Origin of the sequence: Lactimicrobium massiliense (genome assembly GCF_900343155.1) — a bacterium.
Classification (GTDB): Bacteria; Bacillota_I; Bacilli_A; order Erysipelotrichales; family Erysipelotrichaceae; genus Bulleidia; species Bulleidia massiliensis.
Genome location: NZ_OUNG01000004.1, coordinates 109,248 through 131,825 on the forward strand (window position 1 = coordinate 109,248; position 22,578 = coordinate 131,825).

At 49.4% G+C, this 22,578-nt stretch carries 38 protein-coding genes; 1 reads left to right on the forward strand and 37 read right to left on the reverse strand.

The window, feature by feature from the left end; genetic code table 11:
- Nucleotides 1-15: 15 nt before the first annotated feature.
- The 27 genes from rpsM to DHU66_RS08505 form a co-directional block, all read right to left on the reverse strand.
- Nucleotides 16-381 carry a 30S ribosomal protein S13 gene (gene rpsM / locus DHU66_RS08375; protein ID WP_108775499.1) on the reverse strand — a complete coding sequence of 122 codons (366 nt, stop codon included), beginning with the start codon at nucleotides 379-381 and terminating at the stop codon, nucleotides 16-18.
- A gap of 20 nt (nucleotides 382-401) precedes the next feature.
- Nucleotides 402-515 carry a 50S ribosomal protein L36 gene (gene rpmJ / locus DHU66_RS08380; RefSeq protein ID WP_006525027.1) on the reverse strand — a complete coding sequence of 38 codons (114 nt, stop codon included), beginning with the start codon at nucleotides 513-515 and terminating at the stop codon, nucleotides 402-404.
- Between the two features lie 24 nt (nucleotides 516-539).
- On the reverse strand, nucleotides 540-758 hold the full coding sequence (gene infA / locus DHU66_RS08385; RefSeq protein ID WP_108775500.1) for a translation initiation factor IF-1: 219 nt from the start codon (nucleotides 756-758) through the stop codon (nucleotides 540-542).
- Nucleotides 759-829: 71 nt separating this feature from the next.
- Nucleotides 830-1,480 (reverse strand): adenylate kinase, encoded by a 651-nt coding sequence (locus DHU66_RS08390; RefSeq protein ID WP_108775501.1) that lies wholly within the window; start codon nucleotides 1,478-1,480, stop codon nucleotides 830-832.
- 13 nt (nucleotides 1,481-1,493) lie between these two features.
- Nucleotides 1,494-2,783, reverse strand: a complete 1,290-nt coding sequence (secY, locus tag DHU66_RS08395) for a preprotein translocase subunit SecY (protein ID WP_108775502.1) — start codon at nucleotides 2,781-2,783, stop codon at nucleotides 1,494-1,496.
- Between the two features lie 2 nt (nucleotides 2,784-2,785).
- A complete protein-coding gene (gene rplO / locus DHU66_RS08400) occupies nucleotides 2,786-3,226 on the reverse strand; it encodes a 50S ribosomal protein L15 (protein ID WP_108775503.1) in 441 nt (146 codons plus the stop codon).
- 13 nt (nucleotides 3,227-3,239) lie between these two features.
- A complete protein-coding gene (rpsE, locus tag DHU66_RS08405; RefSeq protein WP_108775504.1) occupies nucleotides 3,240-3,842 on the reverse strand; it encodes a 30S ribosomal protein S5 in 603 nt (200 codons plus the stop codon).
- A gap of 15 nt (nucleotides 3,843-3,857) precedes the next feature.
- Nucleotides 3,858-4,214, reverse strand: coding sequence for a 50S ribosomal protein L18 (gene rplR / locus DHU66_RS08410; protein WP_108775505.1), 357 nt, complete (start codon nucleotides 4,212-4,214; stop codon nucleotides 3,858-3,860).
- An 18-nt stretch (nucleotides 4,215-4,232) separates the two neighbouring features.
- Nucleotides 4,233-4,781, reverse strand: a complete 549-nt coding sequence (gene rplF, locus DHU66_RS08415; protein WP_108775506.1) for a 50S ribosomal protein L6 — start codon at nucleotides 4,779-4,781, stop codon at nucleotides 4,233-4,235.
- 21 nt (nucleotides 4,782-4,802) lie between these two features.
- Entirely contained in the window at nucleotides 4,803-5,201 is a 399-nt protein-coding gene (gene rpsH / locus DHU66_RS08420) for a 30S ribosomal protein S8 (RefSeq protein WP_108775507.1), read from the reverse strand.
- Between the two features lie 14 nt (nucleotides 5,202-5,215).
- Nucleotides 5,216-5,401: a type Z 30S ribosomal protein S14 gene (locus DHU66_RS08425; RefSeq protein WP_108775508.1), complete on the reverse strand. Its 186-nt coding sequence runs from the start codon at nucleotides 5,399-5,401 to the stop codon at nucleotides 5,216-5,218.
- Nucleotides 5,402-5,415: 14 nt separating this feature from the next.
- Nucleotides 5,416-5,955 (reverse strand): 50S ribosomal protein L5, encoded by a 540-nt coding sequence (gene rplE, locus DHU66_RS08430; RefSeq protein ID WP_108775509.1) that lies wholly within the window; start codon nucleotides 5,953-5,955, stop codon nucleotides 5,416-5,418.
- Nucleotides 5,955-6,278 carry a 50S ribosomal protein L24 gene (rplX, locus tag DHU66_RS08435; RefSeq protein ID WP_108775510.1) on the reverse strand — a complete coding sequence of 108 codons (324 nt, stop codon included), beginning with the start codon at nucleotides 6,276-6,278 and terminating at the stop codon, nucleotides 5,955-5,957. The genes rplE and rplX overlap by 1 nt, the downstream gene beginning before the upstream one ends.
- A gap of 13 nt (nucleotides 6,279-6,291) precedes the next feature.
- Nucleotides 6,292-6,660 carry a 50S ribosomal protein L14 gene (rplN, locus tag DHU66_RS08440; RefSeq protein WP_108775511.1) on the reverse strand — a complete coding sequence of 123 codons (369 nt, stop codon included), beginning with the start codon at nucleotides 6,658-6,660 and terminating at the stop codon, nucleotides 6,292-6,294.
- Between the two features lie 19 nt (nucleotides 6,661-6,679).
- Nucleotides 6,680-6,946, reverse strand: a complete 267-nt coding sequence (rpsQ, locus tag DHU66_RS08445; protein ID WP_108775512.1) for a 30S ribosomal protein S17 — start codon at nucleotides 6,944-6,946, stop codon at nucleotides 6,680-6,682.
- A 14-nt stretch (nucleotides 6,947-6,960) separates the two neighbouring features.
- Nucleotides 6,961-7,161, reverse strand: a complete 201-nt coding sequence (gene rpmC, locus DHU66_RS08450) for a 50S ribosomal protein L29 (RefSeq protein WP_108775513.1) — start codon at nucleotides 7,159-7,161, stop codon at nucleotides 6,961-6,963.
- A 1-nt stretch (nucleotide 7,162) separates the two neighbouring features.
- Nucleotides 7,163-7,582 (reverse strand): 50S ribosomal protein L16, encoded by a 420-nt coding sequence (gene rplP / locus DHU66_RS08455; protein WP_108775514.1) that lies wholly within the window; start codon nucleotides 7,580-7,582, stop codon nucleotides 7,163-7,165.
- Nucleotides 7,582-8,397: a 30S ribosomal protein S3 gene (gene rpsC / locus DHU66_RS08460; protein ID WP_108775515.1), complete on the reverse strand. Its 816-nt coding sequence runs from the start codon at nucleotides 8,395-8,397 to the stop codon at nucleotides 7,582-7,584. Before rpsC ends, rplP begins: the two co-directional genes overlap by 1 nt.
- Before the next feature lie 18 nt (nucleotides 8,398-8,415).
- Complete coding sequence (rplV, locus tag DHU66_RS08465; protein WP_108775516.1) at nucleotides 8,416-8,751, reverse strand: 50S ribosomal protein L22; 336 nt, start codon at nucleotides 8,749-8,751, stop codon at nucleotides 8,416-8,418.
- Between the two features lie 15 nt (nucleotides 8,752-8,766).
- Nucleotides 8,767-9,036, reverse strand: coding sequence for a 30S ribosomal protein S19 (gene rpsS, locus DHU66_RS08470; RefSeq protein ID WP_108775517.1), 270 nt, complete (start codon nucleotides 9,034-9,036; stop codon nucleotides 8,767-8,769).
- A 19-nt stretch (nucleotides 9,037-9,055) separates the two neighbouring features.
- Nucleotides 9,056-9,892, reverse strand: coding sequence for a 50S ribosomal protein L2 (gene rplB / locus DHU66_RS08475; protein ID WP_108775518.1), 837 nt, complete (start codon nucleotides 9,890-9,892; stop codon nucleotides 9,056-9,058).
- 61 nt (nucleotides 9,893-9,953) lie between these two features.
- Complete coding sequence (gene rplW, locus DHU66_RS08480; protein WP_108775519.1) at nucleotides 9,954-10,244, reverse strand: 50S ribosomal protein L23; 291 nt, start codon at nucleotides 10,242-10,244, stop codon at nucleotides 9,954-9,956.
- Nucleotides 10,241-10,873, reverse strand: coding sequence for a 50S ribosomal protein L4 (gene rplD / locus DHU66_RS08485; RefSeq protein ID WP_108775520.1), 633 nt, complete (start codon nucleotides 10,871-10,873; stop codon nucleotides 10,241-10,243). The genes rplW and rplD overlap by 4 nt, the downstream gene beginning before the upstream one ends.
- 12 nt (nucleotides 10,874-10,885) lie before the next feature.
- Entirely contained in the window at nucleotides 10,886-11,689 is an 804-nt protein-coding gene (rplC, locus tag DHU66_RS08490; protein ID WP_108775521.1) for a 50S ribosomal protein L3, read from the reverse strand.
- Nucleotides 11,690-11,711: 22 nt separating this feature from the next.
- Entirely contained in the window at nucleotides 11,712-12,023 is a 312-nt protein-coding gene (rpsJ, locus tag DHU66_RS08495) for a 30S ribosomal protein S10 (protein ID WP_108775522.1), read from the reverse strand.
- Nucleotides 12,024-12,309: 286 nt separating this feature from the next.
- The gene (locus DHU66_RS08500; RefSeq protein WP_108775523.1) at nucleotides 12,310-12,573 is read right to left on the reverse strand and encodes a hypothetical protein; all 264 of its coding nucleotides are present in this window, start codon (nucleotides 12,571-12,573) and stop codon (nucleotides 12,310-12,312) included.
- Between the two features lie 5 nt (nucleotides 12,574-12,578).
- A complete protein-coding gene (locus DHU66_RS08505) occupies nucleotides 12,579-14,276 on the reverse strand; it encodes an EAL domain-containing protein (protein ID WP_167836333.1) in 1,698 nt (565 codons plus the stop codon).
- A 216-nt stretch (nucleotides 14,277-14,492) separates the two neighbouring features.
- Here DHU66_RS08505 and DHU66_RS12060 point away from each other — a divergent pair, with 216 nt between their 5' ends.
- On the forward strand, nucleotides 14,493-15,935 hold the full coding sequence (locus tag DHU66_RS12060; RefSeq protein ID WP_167836334.1) for a transposase: 1,443 nt from the start codon (nucleotides 14,493-14,495) through the stop codon (nucleotides 15,933-15,935).
- A gap of 102 nt (nucleotides 15,936-16,037) precedes the next feature.
- On the opposite strand, the gene DHU66_RS08520 is transcribed toward DHU66_RS12060, so the two are convergent.
- The 10 genes from DHU66_RS08520 to DHU66_RS08560 are packed head-to-tail and all read right to left on the reverse strand — an operon-like array spanning nucleotide 16,038 to nucleotide 22,156.
- A complete protein-coding gene (locus DHU66_RS08520) occupies nucleotides 16,038-16,673 on the reverse strand; it encodes a hypothetical protein (protein ID WP_108775525.1) in 636 nt (211 codons plus the stop codon).
- The gene (locus DHU66_RS08525) at nucleotides 16,673-17,278 is read right to left on the reverse strand and encodes a hypothetical protein (RefSeq protein ID WP_108775526.1); all 606 of its coding nucleotides are present in this window, start codon (nucleotides 17,276-17,278) and stop codon (nucleotides 16,673-16,675) included. Before DHU66_RS08525 ends, DHU66_RS08520 begins: the two co-directional genes overlap by 1 nt.
- Nucleotides 17,278-18,267: a pilus assembly protein PilM gene (gene pilM, locus DHU66_RS08530; RefSeq protein ID WP_108775527.1), complete on the reverse strand. Its 990-nt coding sequence runs from the start codon at nucleotides 18,265-18,267 to the stop codon at nucleotides 17,278-17,280. Before pilM ends, DHU66_RS08525 begins: the two co-directional genes overlap by 1 nt.
- Nucleotides 18,268-18,279: 12 nt before the next feature.
- A complete protein-coding gene (locus tag DHU66_RS08535; RefSeq protein WP_108775528.1) occupies nucleotides 18,280-19,053 on the reverse strand; it encodes a prepilin peptidase in 774 nt (257 codons plus the stop codon).
- Nucleotides 19,050-19,481 carry a hypothetical protein gene (locus DHU66_RS08540; RefSeq protein ID WP_108775529.1) on the reverse strand — a complete coding sequence of 144 codons (432 nt, stop codon included), beginning with the start codon at nucleotides 19,479-19,481 and terminating at the stop codon, nucleotides 19,050-19,052. The genes DHU66_RS08535 and DHU66_RS08540 overlap by 4 nt, the downstream gene beginning before the upstream one ends.
- Before the next feature lie 20 nt (nucleotides 19,482-19,501).
- Complete coding sequence (locus DHU66_RS12220; RefSeq protein ID WP_167836335.1) at nucleotides 19,502-19,642, reverse strand: hypothetical protein; 141 nt, start codon at nucleotides 19,640-19,642, stop codon at nucleotides 19,502-19,504.
- A 52-nt stretch (nucleotides 19,643-19,694) separates the two neighbouring features.
- Nucleotides 19,695-20,459 (reverse strand): prepilin-type N-terminal cleavage/methylation domain-containing protein, encoded by a 765-nt coding sequence (locus tag DHU66_RS08545; RefSeq protein WP_108775530.1) that lies wholly within the window; start codon nucleotides 20,457-20,459, stop codon nucleotides 19,695-19,697.
- Nucleotides 20,460-20,473: 14 nt separating this feature from the next.
- Nucleotides 20,474-21,019: a PulJ/GspJ family protein gene (locus DHU66_RS08550; protein WP_108775531.1), complete on the reverse strand. Its 546-nt coding sequence runs from the start codon at nucleotides 21,017-21,019 to the stop codon at nucleotides 20,474-20,476.
- A gap of 16 nt (nucleotides 21,020-21,035) precedes the next feature.
- Entirely contained in the window at nucleotides 21,036-21,380 is a 345-nt protein-coding gene (locus DHU66_RS08555) for a hypothetical protein (RefSeq protein ID WP_108775532.1), read from the reverse strand.
- The gene (locus tag DHU66_RS08560) at nucleotides 21,377-22,156 is read right to left on the reverse strand and encodes a hypothetical protein (protein WP_108775533.1); all 780 of its coding nucleotides are present in this window, start codon (nucleotides 22,154-22,156) and stop codon (nucleotides 21,377-21,379) included. The genes DHU66_RS08555 and DHU66_RS08560 overlap by 4 nt, the downstream gene beginning before the upstream one ends.
- Nucleotides 22,157-22,578 lie beyond the last annotated feature (422 nt).

Sequence of the window (22,578 nt, forward strand, 5' to 3'; positions counted from 1 at the left end):
TCCAATGTCCTCCTATTACTTCTTCTTGTTCGCAACCGTACGGCGCGGTCCTTTGCGGGTACGCGCATTGGTGCGTGTTCTCTGCCCTCTGACCGGCAGACTTCTTCTGTGGCGCAGGCCTCTGTAAGAGCCGATTTCCATCAGTCTCTTGATATCAAGAGCTGTCTGACGGCGCAGATCGCCCTCAGTCTTAATACCATCAATCTGCTGACGAATCGCAGTCTCCTGTGCTTCAGTCAGATCCTTGACGCGGATGGTCTCATCAACACCGGCAGCAGCCAGGATCTTCTTTGCAGTTGTCGGGCCAATGCCATAAATATAGGTAAGAGATGTTCCGACCTGTTTGTTGTTCGGAATATCTACACCAGCAAAACGTGCCATATTCTTATTCTTCCTCCAAATTAACCCTGTCTCTGCTTATGCTTCGGGTTCTCACAGATTACCATCACAACGCCCTTGCGCTTGATGACTCTGCACTTGTCGCAAATTGGTTTTACGCTAGGTCTTACTTTCATTTTACAAACCTCCTGGTCCAGACATTATTTATGTCTGTATGTGATACGCCCACGTGTTAAATCATACGGTGAAATTTCGACAGTGACCCGATCGCCTGGTAAAATGCGAATGTAATTCATACGGATTTTACCAGCAACGTGAGCACGGATCTCGTGTCCGTTCTGGAGTTTCACCTTGAAGTTGGCATTAGGAAGTGTGTCCGTTACAACACCTTCGATTTCAATGACATCCTGTTTCGACATGTACTCTCTCTTTCTTACGCAATAAACAGAATCAGGGCGCGGACCGCCTATCGATCCGCCCCGATTCACATTTAAGCAATCTTTCCTAAGGCCTCTTTGATGGCACCGAACACCGCCTCAGGCTTACCGGACGCATCCAGATGCGTGACAAGCCCTTTCTGATCATAGAAGTCGATGACCGGCTTTGTGCTCTTCTCATACTCTTCCATCCGCTTGGTCAGCTTCTCGACAGTATCGTCGCTGCGCTGGACAAGCTTTTCGCCGCAGTTGTCGCACACACCTTCAACCTTCGGCGGGAAATTGTGAATATGATACGTAGCACCGCACTTCGGACAGATTCTTCTTCCGGTGATTCTGTCCTTGAGCACCTCAAAGTCTACCTCAAGACCAAGCACACATTCAACCGGTTTGCCGATCTTTGCTGCAATTCTTTCAAATTCTTTCGCCTGAACCAGTGTACGAGGATAGCCATCCAGGAGATATCCCTTCTGGCAGTCCGGCTGCTGAAGCCTGTCTTCCACCATCGCATTGATGACTTCATCCGGCACCAGCTTGCCAGCATCCATATATGCTTTGGCCTTGTTGCCAAGATCTGTATGATTGGCAACATTGGCTCTCAGCATATCACCTGTCGAAATATGCGGAATATCATATTCCTTCAGGATCAGATCCGACATCGTACCCTTGCCTGCTCCGGCAGGTCCCATAATCAGAACGTTCATTTTCTTCTCCCCTTTAATTCAGGAAGCCATGATATGACTTCTGTGTCAATTGACCCTTGATCTGCTTCATCGTCTCCATAGCAACGCCGACGACGATGATGATACCGGTGCCGCCAATGGCACTGGATGTTGGAATGCTTGTGAACATCGGCAGCAGATACGGAACAACAGCTACCAGTGTCAGTGCCAGAGCACCGAGTACAGTGATACGGTTCAGAACCTTGTGCAGGTACTGCTTTGTATCACTGCCCGGGCGGATACCCGGGATGTAAGCATCCGATTTGCGCAGATTATCCGCGACACTGTCCGGATCAACCTGCAGGTCAGTGTAGAAGAAGGTAAACAGAATTGTCAGCACAGCATAGAGGCAGAGTCCAAACGGCTTGCTCAGACTCAGATAATTCTGCAGTTTCTGATACAGATCAGCATTGAAGAAGCTGATGACAATCTGCGGTGCTGTCATGATCGAGGATGCAAAGATGACCGGAATCACCGATGCGCTGTTGATCTTCAGCGGCAGATATGTCACATCATTGCGGGCAGTTCTGCCCATGGAGATGCTGTTGGTGTACTGAATCGGAATCTTTCTGACTGCTGTCTCCATCACAACGACGAAGATGACAATTGCAAGATACACGACGCAGTACAGTGCAAACTGCAGTACGCCATTGAATACTTCACTGTTTGTATTTCCACCGGCCAGAATGCTGTAAACCTGTGCAAACTGTGTCGGCATGTTGGAAACAATGCCGGCGAAGATGATGATGGAAATACCGTTGCCGATACCTTTCATACTGATACGGTCACCAAGCCAGACCAGGAACATGGAGCCCGCGGTCAGAATGGTAGCTGTATACAGATAAGTGGAAAGGGCACTGTTTTCAAGTACGGAATACTGCTTGTCAAAGCCATAGACAAGCGAGAAGGCCTGGACGAAGGCGAGCACAACACCAAGGTATCTTGTTGTTTTCTCCATCTTCTGACGGCCAGTCTGTCCTGACTTTGCCCATTCGGTCAAAGCCGGAATGACATCCATACTGAGCAATTGCACGATGATGCTGGCGGTAATGTAAGGAGTAACGCCCATTGCAAAGATTGACAGTTTCTCCAGGGCACCGCCGCCCAGCAGGTTCATCATGTTCAGAATTGAATTGTCGGAAATCTGTTGAGAGAGTGCGGTGGAATCCACGCCTGGAACAGGAATGGAAGACCCGATGCGATAGATCAGCAGCATTGCCAGAGTAAAGAATATCTTTTTGCGGATCTCCTTGTTCTTAAACATGCTGGCGAACGTATGCATCATAATCAGAGCACCTCTGCTTTTCCGCCTGCTTCTTCAATTGCTTTCTGAGCAGTCTTGGAGAACTTCTCAGCTTTTACGGTAAGCTTCTTCTCAAGCTTGCCATTGCCGAGCACCTTGACACCATCAAGATGCTTCTTTACAAGGCCGGCTGCCTTGAGGGCTTCATAGTCAACAGTGACGCCATCCTCAAATTTGTTGAGAGCTTCAACATTGACTGTTGCATACTCCTTGCGGGTGTAGTTGGTGAAGCCTCTCTTCGGCATTCTCTTGAAGTACGGTGTCTGACCGCCTTCAAAACCGATGGCAACACCGCCGCCGCTTCTGGAGTTCTGACCCTTCTGGCCCTTGCCAGATGTCTTGCCAAGACCTGAACCCAGGCCTCTGCCAATTCTCTTTCTGGTAAAGCGGGCACCGTCCGTTGCTTTCATTTCATTGAGTTTCATCGGGTTTCCCTCCTTATCGAATCTCAGCGACTTTCTTGTCGCGCAGCTTGGCAACTTCTTCAACAGTCCGCATCTGCTGCAGAGCATTCAAAGTTGCATAGACAACATTGACACTGGTACGGGATCCATGAACCTTGGACAGGACATCGGAAACACCAGCCAGCTCCAGAATGGAGCGTACGGCACCACCAGCGATAACGCCAGTACCAGGTGCAGCCGGAAGCAGGATGACGGAAGCGGCACCATGCTTGCCAATGCTTGTATGAGGAACAGTTCTGTTATCGTCTACCAGATTTACTCTGAAGACATTCTTAACAGCGGCCTCATTTGCCTTTTTGATCGCATCCGGAACTTCGGCGGCCTTGCCCATACCGAAGCCGATTCTGCCTTTCTTGTCACCAACAACAACCAGTGCTGCGAAACGCATTCTGCGTCCACCCTTGACGGTCTTGCTTACACGGTTGATGGAGACTACGACATCTTCGAACTCTTTCGGTTCCTGACGTCTTCTGAACTGTCTGCGTCCATTGTTGTTATCACGGCGGCCCCTCTCAGGACGTGCTGTAGCAGCCTCAGCTGCTGCCGGACGCTGCTCTGTTGTATTTTCAGTTGGCATTGTCTTCTCCTCTCCTTAGAACTTCAGGCCAGCCTCTCTGGCTGCATCTGCCAGAGCCTGGACTCTTCCGTGATATACATAACCGCCACGGTCAAAACGGACGGACTCAATGCCGGCAGCCTTGCACTTTTCAGCAATAGCAGCACCGACTTTCTTGGCAGCCTCAATATTGCCGCCATTTTCAAGCTTGAGATCCAGGGAACTCACTGCACACAGGGTGTTGCCCTTGGTGTCATCAATGACCTGTGCATAGATGTTTGTGTTGGAACGGAATACGTTCAGTCTCGGGCAGTCGGGAGTTCCGCTGACTACTCTGCGCACACGCTTATGACGGCGGATACGCTCTTCATTCTTCTTTGTCTTATTCAGCATTTTGCTCTCTCCTTCCCATTACTTCTTGGCTGCAGCAGTCTTACCTTCCTTGCGGCGGACATGCTCGTCAACATAGCGGATACCCTTTCCGCCATAAGGTTCAGGCTTCTTGGTTGCTCTGACCTCAGCTGCAAACTGACCGACTTCCTGCTTGTCGATACCAGCAACAACGATTGTGTTGGCATCCGGAACAGTTACCGTCAGGTTGGACGGTACAGTGAAGTCTACAGGATGGGAGAAGCCGACATTCAGAGTCAGCTTATTGCCAGCCAGGGCTGCACGGTAACCAATACCGACAACCTTCATGGTCTTGGAGAATCCCTTCTCAACACCCTCGATCATGGAAGCAAGCAGTGCGCGGGTTGTACCATGCAGCTGCTTGGTATGCTTTTCGTCATTAGGACGCTTGACGGTAAGAACACCGTCGTTCTGCTCAATTGTCATGAGCGGCGAAAATGTTCTTGTCAAAGTTCCCTTAGGGCCCTTAACAGTCACCTCATTGCCGTCATTCACTGTGATCTCACAATTGGACGGAATGGTAATCGCCTTGTTTCCGATACGTGACATGAATTTATCCTTTCTTATTTATTACCAGACGTAGGCAACGACTTCGCCGCCAACGTGAAGCTTGCGTGCTTCCTTATCTGTCATCATTCCATTGGATGTGGAGATGATGGCAATGCCAAGACCATTCAGTACCTTCGGTACTTCTTCGCCCTTGGCATAAACCCTCAGGCCCGGCTTGGAAATTCTCTTGATGCCGCTGATGACGCTTGCACCATTAGCATATTTCAGGGTAACAACGAGCTTCTTTTCGATACCGTCACCCTGTGTGGAATAGTTAGCAATGTAGCCCTCAGACTTCAGGATACGGGCAATCTCTGCCTTGACCCTGGAGTATGGCGCAACATCCACTGTATCCAGATGTGCACTGGCTCCATTGCGGATTCTAGTGAGCATATCTGCAATCGGATCTGTCATATTCATGATGGGCTGCCTCCTTACCAACTAGCCTTCTTAACTCCAGGAATCTCACCCTTGTAAGCGAGCTCTCTGAAGCAGATACGGCATACTTTATACTTTCTTAAAACGGAATGCGGGCGTCCGCATCTCTCGCAGCGCGTATAGGCGCGTGTGGAGAACTTGGCAGGACGTGCCTGTCTTACCTTCTGTGATGTCTTTGCCATTGTTCTCCTCCTTATTACTTGGCAAACGGCATGCCGAGTTCACTCAGCAGCTGATATGCTTCTTTATTTGTCTTGGCGGATGTAACAATGACAACATCCAGACCTCTGACCTTGTTGACCTTATCGAAATTGATTTCCGGGAAGATCAGCTGTTCCTTGACACCCAGCGTATAGTTGCCGCGGCCATCAAAGGCTGTACCACTGACACCATGGAAATCTCTGACACGCGGCAGATCGATATTGAAGAGCTTGTCGAGGAACTCGTACATTCTCTCACCGCGCAGTGTCACCTTGCAGCCAATGCTCATGCCCTCACGGAGCTTGAAGTTAGCGATGGACTTCTTGGCCTTTGTGACAACCGGCTTCTGACCGGAAATCATGGTCATTTCCTCAACTGCCTCTTCCAGCAGCTTCGGATTGGCAATTGCATCACCAACACCCATGTTGAGAACGACCTTCTCAAGCTTCGGGCACTCCATGACGGACTTGTAATTGAATTCCTTCATCAAAGAAGGCTTTACTGTCTCGTTATATTTCTGTTCCAGACGGTTCATTACTTCTTAGCCTCCTTCACTTCATTGCCGGACTTCTTGAAGTATCTTGTCTTTGTGCCGTCCTCAGCAACCTTCCAGCCAACACGGCTGGCAGCCTTGGCCTTCTTGTCATACAGCATGACATTGGAAGCATCAATCTTAGCTTCCTTCTCTACGATACCACCCTCGGGATTTGCCTGAGATGGCTTCAGAGACTTCTTGACCATGTTGACACCTTCAACAATGACCTTGTTCTCCTTCGGGAACACTTCCTTAACGGTTGAAACTGTTCCCTTGTAGTGTCCGCTGATTACCTTGACCTCATCACCTGTCTTGATTTTCATCTCGGGCTCCTCCTTATAATACTTCCGGTGCCAGGGAGACGATCTTCATGAAACCGGCGTCACGGATCTCACGTGCGACCGGGCCAAAGATACGTGTACCTGCCGGTGTATTGTCGTCCTTGATAATGACTGCAGCATTATCATCAAACTTGATGTAGCTGCCATTCTCACGTCTGATACCGTAAACGGTACGAACGATGACAGCCTTGACTACCTGACCATCCTTGACTGTGCCATTCGGAGCAGCGCTCTTGACAGCACAAACAACGATATCGCCGATATTTGCTCTCTTACGGCGGGAACCGCCCATGCATCTGATGACCAGAAGCTCTCTGGCACCGGTATTATCGGCAACATGCAATCTGCTTTCATTCTGAATCATTGCTTTCTACCTCCTGTGCTTAAAGAACAACTGCTTTCTCAACAACCTTCACCAGTCTGAAATGCTTGTCCTTGGACAGCGGACGTGTTTCCATCACTTCCACTACATCTCCAACATGAGCTTCGTTGTTTTCATCATGAACCTTGAACTTGGTTGTGAACTTAACGTGTCTGCCGTATAAAGGATGGCGCTTCGTGGTATTGATCTCGACAACGATTGTCTTATCCATCTTGTCGGAGACAACCGTACCGCGCAGAACCTTACGTGCGTTTCTCTCTTCTGCCATGTCTGCTTCCTCCCTTATTTATTCTCCGCATTCTCACGTTCTGTCAGAACTGTCTTAATGCGGGCAATTGTCTTTCTGATATCCTTGATCCGGGCCGGATTCTCAATGGTTCCGGTAGCCTGAGCAAAGCGCAGATTGTAGAGCTCTTCCTTGAGCGAAACAACTTCCTGAGAAAGTTCCTCGTTGCTCAGATCTCTGATTTCCTTGACATTCATCTCAGCGTCCCTCCTGGCCCTTCTTCACAAAGCGTGTCTTTACGCACAGTTTGTTAGCGGCAAGACGAAGCGCCTCTCTGGCAGTAGCTTCATCAACATCACCGACTTCAAACAGAATTCTGCCCTTCTGGACAACTGCGACCCAGTGATCAGGAGCACCCTTACCAGATCCCATACGTACTTCCAGAGGCTTCTTGGTTTTCGCCAGCTGCGGGAAAACCTTGATCCAGACTTTACCGCCACGATTCATATAACGTGTCATGGCAACACGGGCAGCCTCAAGCTGCGCACTGGAGACATAAGCTCCCTCGTCTGCTACCAGACCATACTCACCGAAGGCAAGCTTTGTGCCGCCCTTGGCGTGGCCTTCATAAGACAGACGGTGGGGTCTTCTCCACTTGACTCTCTTAGGCATTAACATTAGTCGTTACCTCCCTGGGCACCTGCCCCAGCAGCCGGTGCAGCAGCCTTGGCATCTCTGCCAGCAGCCGGACGGCGGTTATTGAAACGGCGGTTGTTATTGTTTCTTCTGCCGTTTCTGCGGTCTCTCGGGTTGCGGGCCGGAGCTTCCGGTTCCTTGACCATCTCTCCCGGCAGAACCTCACCACGGCAGATCCAGACCTTAACGCCCAGCTTGCCATACGTTGTGTGAGCTTCCTCGCAGGCATAGTCAATATCAGAACGCAGTGTATGCAGCGGAACAACACCCTTTGCATAGCCTTCCTGACGGGCAATTTCAGCACCGCCCAGTCTGCCCTTGCAAAGTGTCTTGATTCCCTTGGCGCCAGCTCTCATTGTGGACTGGATTGCCTTCTTCTGTGTAATACGGAAGGACTGTCTGTTCTCCAGCTGCTCGCAGATCTTGCGGGCAACCAGGCGTGCATCCAGATCCGGGTTGGCAACTGCAACAACATCAATCTTCAGTGTCTTATCGCCAACAATCTTCTTCAGACCAGCCTTGGTCTTTTCCATCTTCTCAGCCTTGCCGTCCTCGCTCTTGCCAACGATGGCACCCGGACGAGCACAACGGATGATCACACGGACATTCTTCTTGCCTGTGCGCTCAATCTCAATGTGCGAAATATAGGCATCTTTCAGATTCTTCTCAAGATAATTACGAATCTTGACATCTTCGTTCAGAAGATCGCCGTACTCTGCTTTATCGGCATACCATCTGGACTCCCAGTCACGAATGACGCCGACACGCAGGCCGATCGGGTTTACTTTCTGTCCCATACTCTTGATCTTCCTCCCTTATCTCTCATCCGAAACCACAACTGTGATGTGGCTCGTTCTCTTCAGAATCTGTGCGGCATTGCCCTTGGCACGCGGCATGAATCTCTTCATGACGATACCTTCATCCGCATAGCACTGCTTGACATACAGCGCATCAGCGTTCAGCTGATGATTGTGTGTTGCATTGGCAGCAGCACTCTTGACTACCTTGTATACCTCATGAGCCGCATTGTTCGGTGTGAACTGCAGAATGGCGAGGGCTTCCTCAACACTCTTGCCGCGGATCATATCCAGAGCCAGTCTGGCCTTGCGCGGAGTGACGCGAACTGTCTTAGCTGTTGATCTTACATCCATGTCCGATATCCTCCCTTACGCAGCCTTGTCGGAACCATGTCCGCCAAACTTTCTGGTCGGAACAAACTCACCGAGCTTATGGCCGACCATATCTTCTGTCACATAGACCGGAACATGTTCCTTGCCGTTATAAACAGCGAATGTATGTTCCACGAAACTCGGGAAAATCGTTGAACGGCGGGACCATGTCTTAATGACTTCATGCTTGTTGGCCTTGTTCTGTTCCTCGACCTTCTTCAGAAGGTAAGCATCACAGAAAGGACCCTTTTTAATGCTTCTTGACATCTCTTATTCTCCTTTCAGCTTATTTCCCATTGCGTCTTCTGACGATCAAGGCATTGCTCTTCTTCTTCGGCTGACGTGTCTTCACGCCCATAGCCTTCTTGCCCCAAGGTGTCATCGGGGACTTACGGCCAACCGGAGCCTTACCTTCACCACCACCATGCGGGTGATCAACCGGGTTCATGGCAGAACCACGAACGGTAGGACGAATACCTCTCCATCTGTTGCGGCCGGCCTTGCCAAGATTGACCAGGTTCCAGTCGCCATTGCCAACAGTACCAATGGTAGCGCGGCAGTTGGAATGAACCTTTCTGACCTCGCCAGACATCAGACGCAGCGTGCAGAAGCTTCCTTCAAAGCCCAGAATCTGAGCATAGGAACCTGCAGCTCTTGCCATCTGACCACCCTTGCCGGCAACCAGCTCAACGTTATGAACAATGGTACCTTCAGGGATGTTCTTCAGCTCCAGGGCATTGCCCGGCTTGATATCCACAGCCGGACCGGACACAACTGTATCACCGACATTCAGCTCAGCCGGGCACAGGATGTATCTCTTCTCACCATCTGCATAATGCAGCAGAGCGATATTAGCTGTACGGTTCGGATCGTACTCAATGCCGGCAACCTTAGCCGGAACATTGTCCTTGTTTCTTCTGAAATCAATAACTCTGTACTTCTGCTTCACACCACCGCCCTGATGACGTGTTGTGATGCGGCCATTGTTGTTTCTGCCTCCCTTGGAGTGCTTCGGCGCCAACAGACTCTTTTCTGGCTCGTGCTTTGTGATTCTGCCACGATTGTCCAGCGAAGACATATTTCTGCGGCCGTTGCTGGTAGGCTTGTATTTAATAATTGCCATTTTCTTCTTTCCTTTCGCAGTTTATCCGGAGATAGCGTGTTCCTCCGATAGTTTGATATCCTCAGTCCTCGGAATGATAGATATCGATTGTCTGTCCCTCAGGCAGCTTGACCATTGCCTTCTTGACAGCTCTGACCTTGCCGGAATAACGGCCAACTCTTCTGACCTTCGGCTTGGTGTTGACAATGTTTACCGCAACCGGCTTGATGTGGTAGATCTCCTGAACAGCCTGAGCTACCGCAGACTTGTTGGTGTCGCGGGCAACCTCGAACTCAATCCAGTTGCCATTGGCCTGCATCTTTGTTGCCTTCTCGGTAACGATCGGTCTGACGATAATATCACGTGCGCTCATTCTGCGAATACCTCCCCTGCCTTGGCAGCAGCAGCTTCCGTAAACACAACACGGTCCGCATTGGCAATGTCATAGACATTCAGCATCGGTACGGTAACCAGTGTTGCATTCGGAATATTTCTCATTGAGACATATGCATTGTCGAAGTCCTCAGCAGCGTCTGCAACAAACAGTGTCTTTCTGTCGAACTTGAATGCATTCATCAGTGCCACAGCCTTCTTTGTCTTGATCTCATCAAAGTTGAGATTCTCAACAACAGTCAGGCTGTTGTCAGCCAGCTTCTCACTCAGAGCAGAGCGGTAAGCCAGTCTTCTCACCTTGCGGTTCATCTTGAGATTGTACTTTCTCGGATGAGGTCCGAAGGCAATTGCACCATGTCTCCACTGGGTAGCACGTGTGGAACCCTGACGGGCACGGCCTGTACCCTTCTGCTTGAACGGCTTCTTGCCAGTTCCGGAGACAAATGCTCTTGTCAGTGTGGAATGTGTGCCCTGTCTGCAACCTGCAAGGTAGACAAGGACAGCGTCATAGATGGCCTGCTGATTCGGCTCAATGCCGAACACAGCATCATTCAGTTCAACCTGCTTTACAACTGCAGCTTCCTGATTGTATACGTCAATCTGTGCCATTGTTGTTCCTCCTTACTTCTTTCCCTTGCGGGCAGCGCTTGCAGCAGCCTTCTTGGCAGCCTCAGCAGCTTCGATGGCCTTCTCTTCCTCAGCCAGCTCCGCGTTGATCGTGTTCTCAACCTTGTTGAGCTCTTCCTCAACAGAACCGCCCTCATAAGAGATCAGCTCAGGAACCTTGACTTCCTTAACCGGCTTGACAGTTGTGTGGATCAGTACCAGACCATGCTTCGGTCCTGGTACATTGCCCTTGACGAGGATATAGCCCTCATCTGCATCAGCCTTGATCACAGTCAGGTTCTGATTGGTTGTTGTGTAGCAGCCCTCATGGCCAGGCATCACAGTGCCCTTGTTGACAACACCGTTGTTACGGCCGTTTGTAGCAAGAGAACCAATGTGTCTGTGATGGCCGGAACCATGGCTCATCGGTCCTCTGGACGCATTGTTTCTCACAATTGTGCCCATGAAGCCGTGTCCCTTGGAAACACCCTGGACATCAACCACATCACCAGTCTTGAACAGATCTGCCTTTACTTCAGCACCAACCTCAAGGTTCATCATTTCATCAGCTCTTACTTCTCTGATGTAATGCTTCGGCGCTGTATTGGCCTTCTTGGCATGTCCGATTGCCGGCTTGTTGGAACGATGCTCTTTCACATCCTCATAGCCAAGCTGAACAGCCTCATAGCCGTCATTTTCCTTTGTCTTCTTCTGCAGTACAACATTCGGCTTCACATCGATGACAGTCACAGGAATCAGTGTTCCATCGATGGTGAAGACCTGAGTCATACCCAGCTTTCTTCCTAAGATACCCTTCATGTTCTATACCTGGTTCCTTTCTTTAAAGCTTGATTTCAATATCCACACCAGACGGCAGATCCAGTCTGCTCAGCGCATCAATCGTTTCAGCACTCGGGCCAATAATCTCAATCAGTCTCTTGTGTGTACGGATTTCAAACTGCTCACGGGAATCCTTGTCCTTGTGAACAGAGCGCAGGACCGTAACGACCTCACGCTCCGTCGGCAGCGGAACAGGTCCGACGATCTTCTTAGCGCCGTGTCCGTTGGCAGTTGTCACGATCTTCTCGGCAGCCGCATCCAGACTTCTGTTCTCGTAAGCCTTCAGACGAATTCTTACAGAATTTTTTGCCATGAATTTTTCCTCCTTGTATTCACTCCCGTTTACGGGATCGCTCCATGAGAGTTCCCCGGTTGTCACACCGTGTCCACGGACATTGGCGTGCCGGCAATCTCCCATATCTACGCGAGTGCCATGCTATAGTATCACCTCATCAGCCCCAAGACAAGCCTTTTTCTCAGGTTTTTTGCAAAATTACGCAAAAAGAAAAAGCCGGAAAAAACAGGCCTGGAATCGATGCCGGATTGACACCGCCGCCTGAATTTTCATGGCTTACATCACTTTGCTTATATAAATAAGGTTAACGCGCAAACCGCACCTGCACATGCGGATTCACCTGGGCTGCCCTGCCAATCGCCAGCAGCACCCGATATGCATACCGCTCTGCACAGATCTTGTCTGTATTCACCGGTGTCAGAATGAAGCACACATCCTGTCCCCATTCATTCAGCACACTCTCAAAACGAGCCAATGTGCCACACACAGTATCAAACCATGTCTGCACACTGGCAATCAGTGCTTTCTGATCCCGTATATCATCTGCACGCAGCACAATCTTCTGCATAATTCCTACTTTTCTTCCAGCAGGGCAGCAAATGAGGCTGCCTCCATCGGCCTGTAGAACAGGAATCCCTGCGCATACTGGCAGCCGATCTGCTGCAGAAAGCGCAGATCATCTTCCTTTTCCACCCCTTCTGCCAGACTTCTGATGCCAAGCTTGCCGGCAATGGATGTCATCGCTGCCAGGATATAACTGTTGCCGCAGCGGCCGCTGTTGCGGTTCATCAGCAGCTTCTGATCAAACTTGATCAGATCAAACGGAAATTCATCCATCACATTCAGCGATGAATACCCGGAGCCAAAATCATCCATCCACAACGCATAGCCACGCCTGTGAATCTCTTCAATCTGAGCCCGCATCCGATCCGGTGCATCTGAAATATCCTGCTCCGTAATCTCAATCATGATGCTGTCAGGCGTCAGATGGCTGGCGGTCACGATTCCATCGATTCTGGCGGCCAGATCCGGCATATCAAAATCCTGACGCGAGAAGTTCACGGACACCGGCACAATTTTCTGCTGCTTTGCTCTGCACTCCTGCAGCATCCTGCACACCTGCTGCAGAATATACAGATCAAGCCTGTAAAGCAGATGGAACCTGCGCAGCACCGGAATAAACGTTCCCGGCTGCAGCACGCCTAAAGAAGGATCTTTCCATCTGGCAAGGGATTCACAGAACACAATCTGTCCTGTTCTGCCATCTACAATCGGCTGAAAATACGGCTGTATCCAGTGCTGCTCCAAAGCCTCCTGAAACCCCGTGAGCAGCTGATGGGACATCATGCTGCGCTTTTCTGTCTCCGGCGTATAAAGACGCCACATCACATTCAGATTGGCGCCAATCTCTTTCAAGCCAGAATGCGCATTGTCAAGTGCTTCCACAATCTGCATATGCTGGTCTGCCTGACAGATCCCTGCCCGCAGACCCAATACAGGCTCTGATACCGATGCTCTGACTTCTTCGTTGATCTTCTGCATCAGTACATCGATCTTTGCCCTGTCAAAAGGTGAAACCACCAGAAAATGATCATCCGATCCCCGGCAGACAAGACCATCCGTAAATGAATTGCGCAGCGCATGTGCTGCCGCTGTCAGCAGCCTGTCACCTTCCTGCAGTCCATAGCGGCTGTTAAAGGCATGCATGCCGCTGACATCAAAATACCAGGCGGCGGCACTGCCCGCTTCCAGCAGACACTGATTGATCTTCTGATTGCCGAATACCCGCATGAAATTTGCATTGGGCAGCTCTGTCAGAATATCCGTATAGAAATAATCCTTCTGCAGCTGCTGGTACTCCCTGATCAAGCTGTAATTGACCGATACTGCCTCATCCACACTGTTATAGACAAGCATGGCAAGCTCCTGCCCATCCGGCATCTTCTGCCAGCCACCAATGGTATGCACATACCGGTAATTCTCATCCGAGGCCCAGGTTTTCAGGCGATACACCACATTGTACTCACACAGATGACGTGCAAAATCCCTGCCGATCTTTTCCATCCGGCCGGCATCCTCAGGATGAACAAGCGAAAACATGCTCTCATCCAGCAGCCTAACCAGATCCTCACGTTTCCGCTGGCAGAACGCGCACATACCATCCGAAACACATACACATACCGTCCTGCCATGCTCATCTGTTGCATACAGGGCCATGGCAATGGGCATCCTCTCATAAATCTCTCTTTGTTCTTTGCTCAGATTGTGCATTTGCATCCCCTTGTCCTTCAGACATCAGTTGTAGGTGGCATCCCCCTTAAATACCGTGAGCGTTGTCGAAAACTCTTAGGAGTACAGGCAACGCTCTTTTCTCTGTGCTCCTCATTTCATAATCCCCCCACTTTTTCGCTGTCAACTCTTGACAAAATTTCAAGCGTGCCCTGCTCGCTTCGCTCGCTTTTCTTGAAAAGGTGGGAGGTGAGTGAAATGCTCAAACATATCTCTTCGTCCCTGGAATATCGTGCTTTCCTTAGGGATGAAAAAGATCATCTTGGTTATGCTCAGCTTAAACGACTGGATACTTCTAAGTTCCATTCTGCTTTGCATAAGCTTCGGAAGCTGGACGTCGATCTTGCCGTAGATGTTCTGTTTCCTCTCTACTCTGTTACCGGCCGTCCGGCTCATGACCCCGCTGTGCTCATCCGGTCCTTCATTCTCATGCAGCACCTCGGGTATTTGTCCATTCATAACTGGTGTGCAGATCTGTCTTCTGATTCTCTGCTTCAATGGCTGATTGGCTCTTTCTCTCCGCCTGGTCCTGCTTCTCATTACGACTTTATCAATCGTTTAACGCACTCAGATCCACATCTCTCTGATCTGCTGCAGCAGGGTTACTATACGAAGCCTTCTCAAAAGAAACCCAAGAACCATGACAAGCTGATTAACTATTCACATTCCGAAACCTTATTTCTCGCTGACAAATATAAAAACGGCGCCGAATGGGATCGGGATCGGATGATCTACACACTTCAGTCTCTCTTCAATGCACTGGCTGTGATTCCTTCTTCCGACATGGGATTCATTGAGTCGAATAATCTCATCTTGTCCGGAGATGGTTCTTCGCTTCACATCCACGCCTCTCCATTTGGCCACAAAGTCAAATTGGATAAGGATGGAAATCCTCTCGTCCGCTATTCTGCACCTGACGCTGACATCGGATGGGACAGTGATCTTGAGTCCTACTATCTCGGCTACACTCTTTACAACATCTCGCACCACAATCCCCATAGATCAGTAGACTTGCCTATCTATATCGATCTTGAGAAAGCCTCACGGCACGATGCTTTGACCACCATATCTGCCTCAGCACGTCTGTTTGACATGAATCCCGATATCCACCCGCGATACATGTGCTTTGACGCAGCTTCTGACAGTCTTGCCATCTTTCAGTTCTTCCGTCACAAGAATATTATTCCAATCATCGACCGCAATCAACGGTCTGCTGGGGACAATCCCTTTGATAAGTTCAAGCTGAATGAGAATGGCGTGCCTGTTTGTCCGAATGGAACACCGATGTATGACTATGGCTACGACATTCAGAGAAAGCGCAGAAAATTCCGCTGCCCACTCAGGATGAATAAGATTTCCTCCTGTCCATTTGCGAATGAGTGCAGTTCTTCCGCTTATGGAAGAACGATATACGTCAATGACGGTGATGACATCCGGCTCTTCGGACCTGTTCCATACAGGTCTGAAAAGTGGAAAGAGATTTACCGGAACAGAACTTCGACAGAAAGAATGAACACCAGAATCCTGAACGACTATCATCTTCACCAGATGAAAATCCGTAATGGATCCAAGCATGCTTTCTTCGCAATCTTTGCCGGCATCAATATCCATCTTGATGCCTGGATAAAGGATGAGCTGTAAGCATTGAAGATTCAGTTTTGAAAGAACGAGTTCCAAAGTTGTTTTTATTGCGCCTTGGCCGCAATTTTTTATATCTCCGGCTTCTCAGCCGTCAGATACCTATCAGTTGCCTTCCGGGTTTTCGACACTACTCACCGTTCCATTATCACTGTCTGTATCCGTCTGCTGCTGCACCAGACCAGAAGTACTGGCTGCACCATCTGTTGTCTCAAAGAACGTCACATTCAGACTGACAGCCACATCCTTGCTGGAGGCCAGATCCTCATCACCGCTGCCTGACATTGACACATCAGCCAGCAGACAGCGATATCTGCACCGGGCAATGGCATCTACCAGACTGCGGGCATCCCCATAGCTGCCCGTATGAAAACTGATCGCTGCCTGACGGCGCACAATGTTGTCCGTCAGAGTCGGCTCACTCCAGGTAATGGACACCTGAGAAGCCTTATCCGAAAGAATGCTGCCAAGTTCAGAAACTTCATTAGCAAGATTGTTATACACAGCTACGGTGCCAACAGATACCGATGCATTGCTGTCAAGATAGTTCTGCATCTGTTTCTGCCTGGCCGCCTGGCTCTGCAGAACGGTCAGCTGCGTCTGCAGCTCGCTTGTATCATATTGTTTCGCAGCACTCTGGAAACCTTTGAAAGCAACTTCATAATAGAAGATGCCCAGAGCAATCACCAGGCAGATCAATAACAGAATCTTCTCACGCAAAGAGAACTTATAGGAAAACATTACTGATTGCCTCCTTCCGCCACACTGCCATAGGTGATCTCAATATCCGCCTGCACAAGATCATTATTACTCTGATCAGAACTGGAAGTTGTCGTAACCGTGACATAGCCATTGCGGGAATCTGCCTGCAGTCTGGCAATGATGCCGGAAACCGTATCCAGCGTTGTATCATCCGTAAACACAGATACCTGTGCCCCAGCAATCTTGATGCTGGAAATGCCCACATACGGCGCCACATCTTCCTGGATCATATCCAGAATATCCGTGCGGTTCAATTCCTGTTTCTCATCATCTGTCAGGAAGGAGCCAGCCTTATCATCATATGCAGCCTTGACAGAATCATAATTGCCTAACGTTTCCTGATACTGCTGCACCTGGGCTGCCATCTGGTTGTAATTGGATTCCAGCTGATTGACCTTATTCAGCGGATTGATCACAAACAGCTTGGTAAACACGGCCAGAAACAGCAGGAAGATGATAAAGACCACGATGGCATGACGATCTGTCTTTGCCTGTTCATCATGGACAAAGTTCATCACTTTCTTTGAAGGATAATGTACTTTGACCGGATGAATCTCTTTCTTGAGAATACTCTTGTCTGCCATTATGCCGCCTCCCTTGCAATGCCAAAGGAAGTCAATTGATCTTCCAGTTCTTTTGGTGCATTTGGATCCATCGCATCCACCGGCACAACCTGCAGACTGCTCAGACTGTCCGCAATGGAACCTACCAGCTGCTTCAGATGACTGCCGCCGCCATACACATACAGCTTCTCCAGCGTATTGTTCTGATTCTCATATGTGTAGTAATTAATGGCACGCATGATCTCCACCGCAATCACATTGTACACATTGGCAAGTGCCTCACTCTCCAGCACCTGATCCTGATCATTGCGCAGATAACCGCGGGCCACATGCGGATCCACATTCATCACATCGCCTACTGCACCGGCAATCGCTGCCACACCGGTATCAATCGTACGGGTTGCCTCATACGTACCATCCCGGAACAGATCGACACGCGTATAGGAATCACCAAGATCCACCAGGGCCACATCCCCATGCCCGCATGTATCCGCGAAGGCCCGCAGCACACTGACAAGTGCCATCTGGCGGGGTGCTGCCATGACCAGCTTCATGCCGGCATGATGGAACATCTCCTGATATGCCGCAATCTTTTCCTTGCTGACAGCACCAGCCATCAGCTCCATCTCCCTGGCATTTGCATCTATGCCATGCGTATCAATCATGGCATAGTCATACAGATAATGATCTTTGTTATCCGTGATCACATCATGAAACTCATACGGCAGATTGACTGCTAATTGCTTCTCTGTCATCAGCGGCATGCGCAGCCGGCGCATATACGCATCCGGATCCGGCACAATAAGAGCTGCCCGGCGGCAATGGATACCATTCTCCTTCATACCCTCACGAAGCAGTGATCCCATTGCCTCATAAGCAGCCAGAGAATCATTCCTCACCGCATTTTCCGGTGTATCCAGCAAAGCTGTCTGCACAATCTCACCATTGCGCACTACACACAGCTTCACACGCTTGCTGCCAATATCCACACCAAGTATTTCCCGTGCCATATCCACCTCTTTCTACATGCCAAACAGGCCAAGATACCACTGCACAACCCACGGTCCCACCAGCAAAGCAGCCAGTGTGCCTATCGCAATAGACGGTCCAAAGGGTATTTTTTCACGTTTCCATGCTACCACAAAGATCAAACCTGCTATACACGACAATATCAGGGCAAAAAGACCAGAACCAAAGCCAAGATAACACCCGACTACAAAGAACAGTTTGATGTCACCGCCGCCCATGCTTTCCTTCTTCAGAATGTGATCCATCAGCAGTGACAGCAGCAGTAAGGATCCTGCAATCACAAGCCCGACAAGCACATTCCAATAGTAGGACAGATGCCCGATGCCAGCCAATGCCCACACCGCCAGTGAAAACAGCAGGTAGCCATCCGGAATCTCCTGGATGGCCAGATCCACCAGTGACAGTCCTAACAGACAGCACAGGAAGGCAAGATCACGGAACAGGATGAAATCGATGGTGCCATGTACAAGTACATACACCACAAATACAATGCCGCTCAGCAGTTCAATCCACACATAGCGTGCAGACAGCCTGGCATGGCAGTACTGACATCTGCCACGATGCACAAGCCAGCTGACAATCGGAACCAGATCCGATGCACCAAGTACATGTCCGCACACATCACAGTGCGAGCGTCCCTTCCACCATGGCTCATGCGCCACAATGCGGTCTGCCTGACAGGTCACAAAACTGGCAAAGATCGTACCAAGCACAAAGGCCAGCACACATACATAAACACAAAGACCTGTGGAGAGATAGATACTCATGAAGAAGCCCTCCCCAGAACCCAGGACAGATGAACTTCACCATTGCCGGTTTCGACCTGAATCACCATCGTACCGGGCTTGCCGGTATAGGTTTTCCCGTCAATATCCATTTCAGATGACTGGTTATAACCATCTGGTTTGTCACCAACAATCTTGTTGGCAACCCCGTCATAGTAGCCAATGTATTCCGTGCCATTCCAATGCACACAGTTTTGGGAAGAAGAACCATCCACAGGACAGTCAGCCCCATTGCTGGAATTGATGCGGGCAACAGAAAGGGCCGTATTCACACGCAGAGAATCATTGCCATGGGCAAGACGCTGCTGATACCAGCGATATCCGCACCATGCCAGAAACAACCCCTCCAGACACAGCACCACCACCAGCACCATTTCCAAACCACTCATACGGCCCTCTCTGCTTCTCATCTGCCCCTCCCTTTCTAGTCTTATTTCAATGTCACCGTCACATTCTGCTTATCAGAAGACGCATACACAACATTGGCATCCGACCACTGATCACCGGTCTTTCTGCCATCTTTGTCCAGCACATCAGAACGATGCTGCAGCACAATTCTGCCGCTTACCACATACCTGCCAGGTACAGCAGGAATACTGCCCGAGGCGACCGCAGCCTTGCCATTAAAACGTCGGCAATTTTCCTGTGATGACTGACCAGGCACCCATATCCTGATCTGGTTTCAAATGCCAGTACTGATTATACTGGCAATCATAGTTCAGCACATAGTAGTTATCTCCATCCCTGGCAATTGTTCCTGCCGGTAAAGCACTGGTGAAACCTTGCTCCGGAGTCTCAAGTATTTCCGTTGATTGATCTATTACCTTTGCATTTGAAGAATTTATTGAAACAAAATTCTCTGCTGTCCCATCGCACGGTCGATACCACTGATTATACCTGTAAAGAAGAACATAATTTCCCTGATCATCCTGCAGCAATGTGCCGGAAGCCAGATTCACTTCATTCGGCTTAGATGCAAAAATTTCAGAAATTTTTGCAGGCGCAGGATTATTCCCGGTGTTTTCTTTTCCACCACCATTGGAAGGATTATTTCCGTTGTTATCTTTTCCGTCATTTTCGACAGGATCAATGGATATATTCAGGCCGTAAATCGAATTCATCGCAGACTGTGTCGTCCCACGCTGATACCAATCGCCATACCATGTCTGCGCATTCTGCGTATCAGTACTATTGTTGTTTTCATATTGATACCGATGTGGCACACTGTGCGGATAAACAGCCTGATCAGCATCCAGCAACCGCACATTCCAAAGGTAGCCGACAACAGAAATAATGGCAACGGCCGAAAGAATCGCCACGACTGCCACTGTTATCAGCATCTCGCCAAGCGTGAAACCTTTTCTGTTTTTACTGCTGTATCTGCGCATTTCTATCTCACTTACTATTTCACAACCGGAGCATCATTCACATTCTGTATCTTCACAGTCCCCAACTGATACAGCGTTCTGTTATCTGATTCTCTTTTGATCGTCAATTCATTGATTGTAAATACATGACTCGTTTCATCATATGTAATATTGTCATATGTTGCATACATGCCGTCCGACGTTCCGTCAGAGACAAGAGCCGAAGCCGGCACAGACGCAAGGTTATCCGGATTGGCACTCGTACTGATGCCAAGCAGACGGCCATTTTCACCTTTTACAAACATGGTGGCATAGCCGGTACCATCATCCGCAAACCAGGCAACTTCCTTCCCGTCATTCACCGCCACCTCAGTTGCGTATTCCAGCTCTTCCTGCATCCTGACTTCAAGCGTTGATATAAACAGCTCGGCATTTGCTTTTCTGGTAATGCTCCGCCAGGAACGGATATAAGCAGAAAACCCGCCGACAATGATCAGACCAGCCAGGCCCATGATCAAAATGGCTGCCATTGTTTCTGACAGTGTAAATTCCCGATTTTTCCATCTTTTCTCAATGGCCATATCTTCTCCTTACTGATTACTTTCCGGAATCAGGATCGTAGAATGTCAGTGGATCATCCTGCTGCTCGGTATATACGATTACCGGCGCACCTTTTCCATCTTTTCCCTCACTGGAAAAGGTAAACCAGGTTCCCTTAGATGTTTTCAGCACTGCTGTTGATGAGCTTTTCCGGGCAGAGGAGCGATCTGCCAAAGCAGTAATTCTTTCATAATAGGAGCGCATCAGGGCATCTGTCTTTTCCATGGACTTATTGGCGGATGCCACCGCACCTGCAGCCATCAGTCCACCCAGAACTGCTACCAGTAATGCGGCCAATGCCTCGGCAATACTTTCACCCCTGCGGCTTGTCAGTTTCTTCATGAACGCGTCACCTTTGCTTCTGTAAACGAAATCATCGTCGTCTTTGTCACTGTCTGCACACCATTGACATCACCCTCATCTCTGACGGCATACGTATATGTCGTTGTAACATCCGGTGCACAATACACATGAACCGAAGAACTGTTGCTTGTCACAACAATGTCCAGAGACAGATCTGGTGCCAGCGTCATCGCCGCATTGCACTGCAGCCTGTCATCACTGCCGGCCGTAACGCCAAACGAGCTTTCACTGCTTTTCAATAAACCATCAAGCGGTGCACTTGCCAGCCTGGCCTGAAAAAACTTTGCCGTATCATCCGTATAATGCCCAAGATATGCACTGTACATACCAGTATATTCTTTCACCAGCAGCGACTGATTGTTTTTTGTCACATTCCGCACGGATGGATCAGAAGCATCCACCAATGCCATCGCATCCTCAATGGAGGAAACACTGTGATTCACCTCATAATACGAGGTATCGATTCCACTGTCATCTATAACTGTATAAGAACCATCCTCATTCTGCTTTGCATCCGCCTTTTCCTGGATCACGATGACATCATTCTTCAGTTCATCACTGATCAAAGAAGCAGCAGAATCTACCGCATAATGATCCTGATTCAGAGTCATGCGACTGGTCACTCTGCCCGATGCAGCATAGGCAGCAGCAAGAATCATCGATGCCAGGGCCGCACAGACAACGAAAAACAACAATGCAACACTTAGTGATACACCACTTTCCGACCTCAGTTTTTTCTTGCAGACATGATTCATTTTTTATCCTATATCCTTGCCACGACAAAAACATGTGTCGAGGACACCAATACTATACTCCAAAAACACCAGCGGTCTGTAAAACCCGGCATTTTTCACCATTGAAAGCGGTACCGGGAACAGATCTCAGGAGATGATTGTACTGATGGACGAAGACATATGGCAGGCCTGCAGACAGAAGTCTCTGAAAGACAAGCCTGCAGTTTTCCTGAATGGTCTGACCAGGTGGGAAAGCATCGGGAATGACGGCAAACCGGTACTGTCATCCGGCAGAAACCATGTCCGCCCCTGCCATGACCATGCATTATGTACCGCTTTATCTGGTGCTGCCGGCAGTAACTGTTCTGTGTTTCCAGCTTTCCTTTCCCGGCAAGAAAAAGGATTCCTGCTTTTTTCTCTAAAAGCAGAAATCCCGTCTTATC